Source organism: Sphingomonas sp. 10B4 (assembly GCF_035019905.1).
GTDB lineage: Bacteria > Pseudomonadota > Alphaproteobacteria > Sphingomonadales > Sphingomonadaceae > Sphingomonas > Sphingomonas glacialis.
This window is the reverse complement of sequence record NZ_JASJVC010000006.1, coordinates 85,213-94,930: the sequence shown is the minus strand read 5'-3', so window position 1 is coordinate 94,930 and position 9,718 is coordinate 85,213. Positions and strand designations below refer to the sequence as shown.

General features: G+C 66.8%; 10 protein-coding genes, 1 pseudogene and 1 riboswitch. Of the genes and pseudogenes, 8 read left to right on the top strand and 3 right to left on the bottom strand.

What is annotated here, in order from left to right; all coding sequences use genetic code 11:
- Positions 1–127: 127 nt before the first annotated feature.
- A pseudogene (locus tag QN347_RS03470) lies at positions 128–265 on the top strand (YegP family protein); the annotation flags it as partial.
- 10 nt (positions 266–275) lie between these two features.
- Here the strand turns inward: QN347_RS03470 and rnhA are convergent.
- Genes rnhA through ispH form a run of 3 tightly spaced genes read right to left on the bottom strand, consistent with a single transcriptional unit; the run spans position 276 to position 2,653 of the window.
- Positions 276–740 carry a ribonuclease HI gene (rnhA, locus tag QN347_RS03465; RefSeq protein ID WP_133189665.1) on the bottom strand — a complete coding sequence of 155 codons (465 nt, stop codon included), beginning with the start codon at positions 738–740 and terminating at the stop codon, positions 276–278.
- Positions 737–1,687 (bottom strand): homoserine kinase, encoded by a 951-nt coding sequence (gene thrB / locus QN347_RS03460; protein WP_322162695.1) that lies wholly within the window; start codon positions 1,685–1,687, stop codon positions 737–739. Before thrB ends, rnhA begins: the two co-directional genes overlap by 4 nt.
- 3 nt (positions 1,688–1,690) lie before the next feature.
- Positions 1,691–2,653 (bottom strand): 4-hydroxy-3-methylbut-2-enyl diphosphate reductase, encoded by a 963-nt coding sequence (ispH, locus tag QN347_RS03455; protein ID WP_322162696.1) that lies wholly within the window; start codon positions 2,651–2,653, stop codon positions 1,691–1,693.
- Between the two features lie 103 nt (positions 2,654–2,756).
- Between ispH and QN347_RS03450 the strand changes: the two genes are divergently transcribed.
- From QN347_RS03450 to QN347_RS03420, 7 genes are all read left to right on the top strand, one after another.
- Complete coding sequence (locus tag QN347_RS03450) at positions 2,757–3,434, top strand: hypothetical protein (RefSeq protein WP_229839234.1); 678 nt, start codon at positions 2,757–2,759, stop codon at positions 3,432–3,434.
- 65 nt (positions 3,435–3,499) lie between these two features.
- Positions 3,500–3,602, top strand: a riboswitch (glycine riboswitch).
- A 162-nt stretch (positions 3,603–3,764) separates the two neighbouring features.
- On the top strand, positions 3,765–5,015 hold the full coding sequence (gene gcvT / locus QN347_RS03445; protein ID WP_322162698.1) for a glycine cleavage system aminomethyltransferase GcvT: 1,251 nt from the start codon (positions 3,765–3,767) through the stop codon (positions 5,013–5,015).
- Complete coding sequence (gene gcvH, locus QN347_RS03440; protein ID WP_133189657.1) at positions 5,012–5,383, top strand: glycine cleavage system protein GcvH; 372 nt, start codon at positions 5,012–5,014, stop codon at positions 5,381–5,383. Before gcvT ends, gcvH begins: the two co-directional genes overlap by 4 nt.
- Before the next feature lie 101 nt (positions 5,384–5,484).
- A complete protein-coding gene (gcvPA, locus tag QN347_RS03435) occupies positions 5,485–6,843 on the top strand; it encodes an aminomethyl-transferring glycine dehydrogenase subunit GcvPA (RefSeq protein ID WP_133189655.1) in 1,359 nt (452 codons plus the stop codon).
- The gene (gcvPB, locus tag QN347_RS03430; RefSeq protein ID WP_322162699.1) at positions 6,840–8,408 is read left to right on the top strand and encodes an aminomethyl-transferring glycine dehydrogenase subunit GcvPB; all 1,569 of its coding nucleotides are present in this window, start codon (positions 6,840–6,842) and stop codon (positions 8,406–8,408) included. Before gcvPA ends, gcvPB begins: the two co-directional genes overlap by 4 nt.
- Positions 8,409–8,420: 12 nt before the next feature.
- Positions 8,421–8,924 (top strand): DUF1453 domain-containing protein, encoded by a 504-nt coding sequence (locus QN347_RS03425; protein ID WP_322162700.1) that lies wholly within the window; start codon positions 8,421–8,423, stop codon positions 8,922–8,924.
- The gene (locus QN347_RS03420) at positions 8,921–9,544 is read left to right on the top strand and encodes a DUF938 domain-containing protein (protein ID WP_322162701.1); all 624 of its coding nucleotides are present in this window, start codon (positions 8,921–8,923) and stop codon (positions 9,542–9,544) included. Before QN347_RS03425 ends, QN347_RS03420 begins: the two co-directional genes overlap by 4 nt.
- Positions 9,545–9,718 lie beyond the last annotated feature (174 nt).

Genomic DNA, 9,718 nt, shown 5'->3' with positions numbered 1-9,718 from the left:
CCAGACCGTGCCCAAGAACTGGACCGAATTGTGCGATCAGGTTTCGGACAACTTCCGCGTCATCGATCCTGCAGATTTCAGAATCATGGCTTGAGCGAGCGACGATTTTGCGGGTCGTCAAGCAGACGGAGTATACGTCGCAAAGTTCAAATACAATGCCGAGCTGATCTGGTGGACCGAAGGCTATTCGAGCAAGGCCGGCGCGAAGAACGCGATCGAGTCGATGCTCAAGAACGGCCCGGGCGCGCCGGTCGAAGAGGCCTGAGGCCGAGGCCTTACCCGCGTCGCCCGGCGAGCACCGCGGCATCGCTCGCCAGCCGATCGGCGCGCTCATTGTCGGGGTGGCCGGCATGGCCCTTGACCCACACCCAGTCGATCCGGTGCGGCTTGGCGGCGTCGAGCAGCGCCTGCCACAGTTCGGCATTCTTGACGGGCTGCTTCGCGGCGGTCTTCCAGCCGTTCTTCTGCCAGCCCTTGATCCACTTGGTCAGCCCATCCATCACGTAGCGGCTGTCGGTCGATAGCGTAACGCGGCACGGGCGCTTGAGCGCGTTGAGCCCCTCGATCGCCGCCATCAGCTCCATGCGGTTGTTGGTGCTGGGATTTTCACCGCCCGACAGTTCCTTTTCGGTCGCGCCCGAACGAATCAGCGCACCCCAGCCGCCGGGGCCGGGATTGCCCTTGCACGCGCCATCGGTGGCGATTTCGACGCGAGTCATTTCGGCGGCAGTATCGGTCATGGGAAGAGGTCGTCCGTGGCATAGGTCTGGAAGCGCCGCAGATAGGCCAGCGGATCCTTGCGTGTCACCAGCGCATCGGCCGGGGTGTTGAGCCAATCCCACGCGCGCGACAGGAAGAAGCGCAGGCACGCGCCCTTGGCGAGCGTGCCGAGCTGGCCGCGTTCGGCATCCGACAGGCCAAAGCTCGCATCATAGCCGTCGATCAGCGCCGCGCCGACCTCGCGATCGACCGAGCGGCCCTCGGCATCGAACGCCCAGGCGCTGTGCAGGATCGCGACGTCGAACGCACGGATATCGGTGCACGCGAAATAGAAATCGATCAGCCCGCTGACCTGATCGCCGCGCATCAGCACGTTGTCGGGGAACAGGTCGGCGTGGATCGTCGCGGTCGGCAAGTCGCTCGGCCAGTCGCGCAGCACGGTGTCGAGCATCGCACTTGCCTCGGCGTGCAGCCCCGGCGCGATCGAATCGAGATCCGCGCCGCAGCGCTCGAGCAGCGGCTGCCACGTTGCGACGCCCATCGAATTGGGGCGCTCGCGCGTGAAATCGGCGAGCGCGGCGTGCATCCGGCCCATCGCCTGCCCGGCGGCGAACGCTTGCGCCGGGGTCGGGTGCGTTACCGATACGCCCGGCAGGAACTGGATCAGGCAGGCCGGCCGCCCCTCGAGCATCTGGATCGAATTGCCGTCGCGGTCCTTGATCGCGGGTGGCACGGGGTTGCCGCGCGCGGCGAGATGATCGAGCAGATCCATGAAATAGGGTAGGTCGCCGCCTTCGACGCGCTTTTCGTAGAGCGTCAGGATGAAGCGGTCGGTCGTCGTGTCGACGAGATAGTTGGTATTCTCGACCCCCTCGGCAATGCCCTTGGAGGAGACGAGTTCGCCGACATCATAGCGCGCGAGGAAGGCGGCCAGCAGTTCGGCCGAGACGGGAGTGTAGACAGCCATCGGTCAGGCAGCGGCGACGGCGTCGAGTTCGCGCGGCAGCTTGAAGATGATCGTCTCGCGCTTGGTTTCGACCTCTTGCTCGCTGACCGCATAATGTTGGCCGAGCAGATCGACGAGTTCGCGCACCAGCAGTTCGGGGGCCGACGCCCCGGCGGTGATGCCCAAAGTCTTGACGCCATCGAGGAAGCCGAAGTCGAGGTCGGCGGCGCGTTCGATCAGCCGCGCGGGCGTGCCCTCGCGCTCGGCGACTTCGACGAGCCGCACCGAATTGGACGAATTGGGCGCGCCGATCACCAGCACCGCGTCGCACGCATGCGCGATCGCCTTGACCGCGGTCTGGCGATTCGACGTGGCGTAGCAAATGTCCTCGCCGCGCGGCGAGAGCATCGAGGGGAAGCGCCGCTGCAAGGTCGCGACCACTGCGGCGGTATCGTCCATCGACAGCGTCGTCTGCGTCAGGAAGGCGAGGCTGTCGGTGTCGGCGGGGGCATAGGCCTCGGCATCGGCGACGGTCTCGATCAGCGACATCGATCCCTCGGGCACTTGGCCGAAGGTGCCAATGACTTCGGGATGCCCGGCATGGCCGATGAACACAATGTGCCGCCCCGCCTCGACCAGCCGCTCGGCCTGGCGATGGACGCGCGAGACGAGTGGGCACGTCGCATCGAGGAAGATCATGCCGCGTTCGGTCGCCTTGTCGGGAACCGCCTTGGGAACACCGTGCGCCGAGAAAACGACGGGTACGCCCTCGGGCACTTCGTCGAGCTCCTCGACGAACACCGCACCCTTGCCGCGCAGCATGTCGACGACGAAGCGGTTGTGGACGATTTCGTGGCGGACATAGACCGGCGCGCCGTATTTCTCGATCGTCAGCTCGACGATCTGGATCGCTCGGTCGACCCCGGCGCAAAAGCCTCGCGGGGCGGCGATGATCAAATCGAGTCTAGGCTTGGAAGCGGGCACCATCAGGCATGGAGCCTACGCGATTGCTTGCGCGGGCGGAAGGCGGTTCCTATGGTGAAGCGCCCTCTGTGCCGAGAATTCTCATTGGCCAGCGGATTCCTTTTGCATGAATAAGGTGCGTGCCCCCGTGACACTCCGGAAATCGACCATCGCCGCTCCAGTGTTCCTGCTGTCGGCGCTTTCGCTGCTCGCGGGGTGCAAAACGACGGGCGACTTCGACGAAACCGGCGGCATCACCGCGATCCGCAGCGCGTGCCCGAGCGTCGCTGTCCCAGCGCATACCGGCGACATCACGCTGTTCGACCCCGTCACCAGCCGCGATTCGAGCGCGATCGACGTGACTGCCGTGCTGACCAATGTGCGTTCGACGTGCGACGATACCGGCGCCGACGTGGTGACCACCGTCACCTTCTCGGTCGAGGGGCGACGCGTCCGTACCGAGGCGGCGCGCGACGTGACGCTGCCGTATTTCGTGACCGTGGTGCAGGGCGGCAACGCCGTCGTTGCCAAGCGCATCGGCCGTTCGGTGCTGCACTTCGACGCTGGCCAGGCGCGCGCCGTCGTCCAGGGGACGGGCACTGCGACGGTATCGCGCGCGGCGGCGACACTGCCGGACGATGTCCGCAAGAAGCTGACCGAGAAGCGCAAGGCCGGCGGCGACGATGCTGCGGTCGATCCGCTGAGCCGCCCCGAAGTCCGCCAGGCGGTGCTCCGCGCGACCTTCGAGGCGCTGGTCGGATTCCAGCTGACCGACGATCAGCTGAAATATAACGCGACGCGGTGATCTGGCGCGTTGACTCGCTTGCTGCAGCGCGTCAAACCGAATTGGTCGATGCAGGGCAACCTGGATAGGCACGCGCGGGAGAGTGCCCGGGGGTCCGCAAGGATCAGCCGGGCCGCCGAAGGAGCAACCGCCCCGGAATCTCTCAGGCAACCGGACCGCGCGGGCTAACGACACTCTGGAAAGCGCTTCCGCCGCGTTGGTGGGGCCACCGAAGGGGTAAGCCTGCAACACGCAGGTCAAAGCTCTCAGGTATCCGTGACAGAGGGGGCGGTGTGGGTATCGGCGCAATCGCGTCGAGCCGCGCCGTAGTCCCAGCACGGAAGGCCCGACATGAGCGACACCGAGATTCCCGACGAGATCGCGACGCAGACGCTGCCGCTCGACGGCTGGCACCGCGCGCAGGGCGGGCGGATGGTCGAATTCGCCGGCTATCACATGCCCGTCCAGTATGAAGGCATCATGGCCGAGCATCTGTGGGTGCGCGAATCAGCCGGGTTGTTCGACGTCAGCCATATGGGCCAGCTCGTCTTCCGTGCAGAAGGTGGCGCCGATGTCGTCGCCGCGCTCGAAGCACTGCTGCCTGCCGATATTGCGGGCCTTGCCGAGAACAAGCAGCGCTACTCGCTGCTGCTCGCCGAGAATGGCGGCATTCTCGACGATCTGATGGTCACGCATCTGCCGCGCGAGAACCCGTTTGCGGCGGATGATGTCGCCGCCGAACCCGCCGAGCCCGCAGGCTGGTCGCCGCTCGACGCATCGCCGACCGATCCCGACGCGCCGACCTTCTACATGGTCGTCAACGGCGCGACCAAGATCGACGATATCGCGCATCTGCTCGAATTCCTGCCCGATGGCATCGCGATCAACCATCTCGAGGAGCAGGCCTTGCTCGCGCTGCAGGGGCCCAAGGCGGTCGATGCGCTCGCGCGGCTGGTGCCGGGCGTCGAGGCGATGGTGTTCATGACCGCGGGGGCGTTCGACTGGAACGGCGTGCCACTGTGGATCAGCCGCTCGGGCTACACCGGCGAGGACGGCTTCGAGATTTCCGTTGCGGGCGAGCATGTCGTTGCGCTTGCCGATGCGCTGATCGCCGAGCCCGAGGTCAAGCCGATCGGCCTTGGCGCGCGTGATTCGCTGCGGCTCGAGGCAGGGCTGCCGCTTTACGGTCATGATCTCGATCCCGAGACGACCCCGGTCCAGGCCGATCTCGGCTTCGCGCTGTCGAAGCGTCGCCGCGAGGCGGGCGATTTCATGGGTGCTGAACCGATCCTCGCCGAGCGCGCCGCCGGTGCGACGGCCAAGCGCGTCGGCCTGCTGATCGCCGGCCGCCAGCCGGTGCGCGAGGGCGCGACCGTCGTCGATGCCAGCGGCGCCGACATCGGCCGCGTCACCAGCGGCGGCTTCGCGCCGAGCGTCGGTGCGGCGATCGCGATGGCCTATGTGCCGACCGAGTTCGCGACGCCAGGCACCACCGTTTCCTTGTCGCAGCGCGGGAAGGTCCACACCGCGACCGTCACCGCAATGCCTTTCATTCCCCACCGCTACGTCCGGCAACCAAAGTTTCTGGGAGGTCCAAAATGAGCCGTTATTTCACCGAAGACCATGAATGGGTCGATGTCGATGGCGATGTCGGCACCGTCGGTATCTCCGAATATGCGCAGAGCCAGCTCGGCGACATCGTGTTCGTCGACGTCCCCGAAGAGGGCAAGGCATTGACCAAGGGCGACGAAGCCGCCGTGGTCGAATCGGTCAAGGCCGCGTCGGACGTCTATTCGCCGGTGTCGGGCACGGTGATCGAGGGCAATCCTGCGCTCACCGAGACGCCGGGCCTCGTCAACGAGGAGCCCGAGAGCGACGGCTGGTTCTTCAAGCTGACGCTGTCCGATCCGGACGAGCTGAGCGGCTTGATGGACGAGATCGCCTACGCGGCGTTCGTCGAGAAGCTTTAAGATGCGTCGCCCCGGCGAAGGCCGGGGCCGCTGGGTTGTCTTGCCCGGCGCGTGATCCAAACCTAGCGGCCCCGGCCTTCGCCGGGGCGACGGGAATTCTGATGCGCTACCTGCCCCTGACCCAAATCGATCGCGACGCGATGCTCGGCGTGATCGGCGTCGCGACGATCGACGATCTGTTCGTCGACGTGCCCGAAGCCGCTCGCCTCGAGGGCCCGATCCCCGGCCTGCCGATGCATGCGAGCGAGATGGCGGTCGAACGCCACATGACCGCGCTGTCGCGGAAAAACCTCACCGCGGGGGAGGTGCCCTTCTTCCTCGGCTGCGGCGCGTACAAGCATCATGTGCCCGCTTCGGTCGATCACCTGATCCAGCGCGGCGAGTTCCTCACCGCCTACACGCCGTACCAGCCCGAGATCGCGCAGGGCACGCTGCAAATGCTGTTCGAGTTCCAGACCCAGGTCGCGCGCCTGCTCGGCACCGATGTCGCCAATGCTTCGATGTACGACGGCTCGACCGCCTGCTGGGAGGCGATCGGCATGGCGCGGCGCATCACCAAGCGCGGCAAGGCGCTCCTCTCGTCGGGGCTCCACCCACATTACGTCTCGGTCGCCAAGACGATGGCCAAGTTCACCGGCGACGCGCTCGAGACTTCGGCACCGACGCTCGGGGCAGATACCGATATCGACGCGCTGATCGCGGCGATCGACACCGACACGTCGTGCGTCGTGGTGCAATATCCCGACATTCTCGGCCGCATCGCCGATCTGAAGCCGCTCGCCGATGCGTGCCATGCCAACAAGGCGCTGCTGATCGCCGTCGTGACCGAGCCGGTCGCTTTGGGCGCGATCAAGGCGCCGGGTGAGATGGACGCCGATATCGTGGTGGGCGAGGGGCAGTCGCTCGGCGTCGGCCTGCAGTTCGGTGGGCCTTACGTTGGCCTGTTCGGCTGCAAGGAAAAGTACGTTCGCCAGATGCCGGGCCGGCTGTGCGGCGAGACGCTCGATGCCGACGGGCGCCGCGGCTTCGTGCTGACACTCAGCACGCGCGAGCAGCATATCCGCCGCGAGAAGGCGACGTCGAACATTTGCACCAATAGCGGGCTGTGCGCGCTGGCGTTCTCGATCCACATGACCTTGCTCGGCGAGGCAGGCCTGCGCCAGCTCGCGGCGATCAACCATGCGGGCGCGGTGGCGGCGGCCGAGCGGCTGTCGCAGGTGCCGGGCGTCGAACTGGTGACGACGCACTTCTTCAACGAATTCACGCTGAAACTGTCCAAGGAAGCACGCCCGATCGTGCGCACGCTCGCCGATCGCGGGATCCTCGCGGGCGTGTCGCTCGGGCGGCTCTATCCGGGCGAGGATTCGCTGGCGAACGGCCTCGTCGTCGCCGTTACCGAGACGACCACCGCGGAGGACGTCGAAATCCTTGCCGCTGCGCTTCAGGAGGTACTGGCATGAGCATCAACGCAAGCGGATGGCGCCCCGAAGCGCCGATCTCGGGCGGTAAGGCTGCGCCCACGACCACCGGCAACAAGGCGCTGATGCTGGAGGAAGCGCTGATCTTCGAGATCGGCGATACGACGACCACCGGCGTCGACCTTGTCGAACCCGTCGCCGCCACCTCGCGCCTTGGCGACCTGGCCCGTACCGCGCCGATCGGCCTTCCTGGTTTGTCCGAGCCCGAAACGGTGCGCCACTACACGCGCCTGTCGCGCCAGAATTACGGGATCGACCTCGGCTTCTTCCCGCTCGGCTCGTGCACGATGAAGCACAATCCGCGGCTCAACGAGAAGATGGCGCGGCTCCCCGGTTTCGCCGACATCCACCCGCTCGCGCCGGTGCAGAGCGTGCAGGGCGCGCTCGAAGTGATCCAGCAGCTGGCGCACTGGCTCGTCACGCTCACCGGCATGGACTCGGTCGCGATGAGCCCCAAGGCGGGCGCGCATGGCGAATTGTGCGGCGTGCTCGCGATCCGCGCCGCGCTCGAGGCGCGCGGGGAGGGGCATCGCAAGATCATCCTCGTCCCCGAGAGCGCGCACGGCACCAACCCGGCGACCGCGGCGTTCGCGGGCTATAGCGTCGAGGACATCCCCGCGACCGCCGACGGCCGCGTCGATACCGAGAAGCTGATCGCGCGACTCGGCCCCGACGTGGCGGGCGTAATGATCACCAACCCCAACACTTGCGGCCTGTTCGAGCGCGACATGCGCGTGATCTCGGATGCGGTGCATGCCGCAGGCGGGCTCGTCTATTGCGACGGCGCCAATTTCAACGCGATTGTCGGGCGCGTGCGGCCGGGCGATCTCGGCATCGATGCGATGCACATCAACCTGCACAAGACCTTCTCGACCCCGCATGGCGGCGGCGGGCCAGGCTCGGGGCCGGTGGTGTTCTCGAAGGCGCTCAGCCCCTTCGCGCCGCTGCCGTTCGTCGAGAAGACCGACGACGGCTTCCACCTCGTCGAGGAGGAAACCGCGGGCGAGCATCATGCCGGCGCGTTCGGCCGGATGGTCGCGTTCCATGGGCAGATGGGCATGTTCACCCGCGCGCTGACCTACATCCTCAGCCACGGCGCCGATGGCCTGCGGCAGGTGTCGGAAGATGCCGTGCTCAACGCCAACTACATACTGCGCAGCCTCGACAGCACGCTCGAAGCGCCGTTCGGGGGTTCGGGGCCGTGCATGCACGAGGCCTTGTTCTCGGATAATGGCCTTGCCGACGGCTTCTCGACGATCGACGTCGCCAAGGGGCTGATCGACGAGGGCTTCCACCCGATGACGATGTACTTCCCGCTCGTCGTCCACGGCGCGATGCTGATCGAGCCGACCGAGACCGAATCGAAGGCCGCGCTCGACCAGTTCATCGTGGCGCTCCGCTCGGTCGCCGAGCGCGCCAAGGCGGGTGATATAAGCCTTAAGTCCGCGCCGCATTTCGCACCGCGCAGCCGGCTCGACGAAACGCTGGCGGCGCGCAAGCCGATACTGGTATGGAAGGACCCGGGACTCGCGCAAGCCGCGGAATAACGGGGGGAATATATGCAGGTGCATCAGGTTCAGGCCAGCTGGCAGCAATATGCCATCATGGCCGTGGTCTTCGTCATCGTCTTTGCGATCCGCGGACGGAGCCTGATGCGCGTGCGGCCGCTCAAGATCGAGCAATTGTGGATCGTGCCGGCGATCTATGCGCTGGTCGTCGCCTATTTGTTCGTCCGCTTCCCGCCGAGCGCGCTCGGTTGGGCCGTCTCGGCGCTCGGTCTGGTGGTCGGCGGGGCGATCGGCTGGCAGCGCGGCAAGACGATGCGGATCCATCTCGATCCAGCAACCGGGCTGCTGATGCAGAAGGGCTCGATCTGGGCGCTGGCGATCATCGTCGTGCTGATCGCGGTCAAGACCGTCGCGCAGGCCGAGGGCAGCGCGCTGCATTTCGACGTCAGCGTGCTGGTCGACGGGTTGGCGGCGCTGTCGCTCGGTATCTTCGCGGTGCAGCGGCTGGAGATGTACCTGCGCGCCAAACGCCTGCTCGAAGGCGCCCCCGCTTGAGCGAGCCGTGGATCCCGGCCGAGGCGGGCGTCGAAGCGCGGCGCCATGCGCCGGCAACCTTGCGCAACCGGATGACGATTGCGGACACGCTGCGCGGCGTGTTGCCGTTGTCGGGAAGCGTGCTCGAGGTCGCGAGCGGATCGGGCGAGCATGCCGCCTATTTTGCGGGGGAGTTTCCCGCGCTCGACTGGCAGCCGAGCGACCCCGATGCCGCTGCGCGCGTGTCGATCGCGGCGTGGTGCGAGGGGATCGAGAACGTCCTACCGCCGCTCGAGATCGATGCGGCCGCCGCTGCGTGGCCGGTCGACCGCGCCGATGCGGTGCTGTGCATCAACATGGTGCATATCAGCCCGTGGGAAGCGACGCTCGGGCTGATGGCGGGCGCGGCACGGCTGCTTCCGGTAGGAGCGCCGCTGATCCTGTACGGTCCGTTCCTGCAATACGATGTGCCGACGGCGCAGAGCAATCTGGCGTTCGACGAGTCGCTCCGCGCGCGTGATCCGCGGTGGGGGATTCGCTCGGTCGATGCGGTACGCGAGGCCGCTGCGGGGTTCGTGCTCGAGCAGACGATAGCGATGCCCGCGAACAATCTGTTGCTGGTGTTTCGGCGCGCTGGTTAGCTAAGGCGCCCGTCCGGTCGCCCCGAGCGTGCGGAAAGCCTGCGCTCGACTCCCGCGCACTCGCGCGGTGAGGGCAGGGCTTCGACAGGCTCAGCCCGAACGGAGGTGGGGCAAGCCGCTCGATGTCGCCACCGCCCCGCGCGCCCGGGGGTGACGCCGCCGCTTCTCCGCGCT

Bases quoted from the DNA above. Each gene is read 5' to 3' on its own strand.
- thrB (WP_322162695.1), bottom strand. From the start codon at position 1,687: ATGGCTGTCTACACTCCCGTCTCGGCCGAACTGCTGGCCGCCTTCCTC.
- rnhA (WP_133189665.1), bottom strand. From the start codon at position 740: ATGACCGATACTGCCGCCGAAATGACTCGCGTCGAAATCGCCACCGAT.
- gcvH (WP_133189657.1), top strand. From the start codon at position 5,012: ATGAGCCGTTATTTCACCGAAGACCATGAATGGGTCGATGTCGATGGC.
- gcvT (WP_322162698.1), top strand. From the start codon at position 3,765: ATGAGCGACACCGAGATTCCCGACGAGATCGCGACGCAGACGCTGCCG.
- QN347_RS03450 (WP_229839234.1), top strand. From the start codon at position 2,757: ATGAATAAGGTGCGTGCCCCCGTGACACTCCGGAAATCGACCATCGCC.
- gcvPA (WP_133189655.1), top strand. From the start codon at position 5,485: ATGCGCTACCTGCCCCTGACCCAAATCGATCGCGACGCGATGCTCGGC.
- QN347_RS03425 (WP_322162700.1), top strand. From the start codon at position 8,421: ATGCAGGTGCATCAGGTTCAGGCCAGCTGGCAGCAATATGCCATCATG.
- ispH (WP_322162696.1), bottom strand. From the start codon at position 2,653: ATGGTGCCCGCTTCCAAGCCTAGACTCGATTTGATCATCGCCGCCCCG.
- gcvPB (WP_322162699.1), top strand. From the start codon at position 6,840: ATGAGCATCAACGCAAGCGGATGGCGCCCCGAAGCGCCGATCTCGGGC.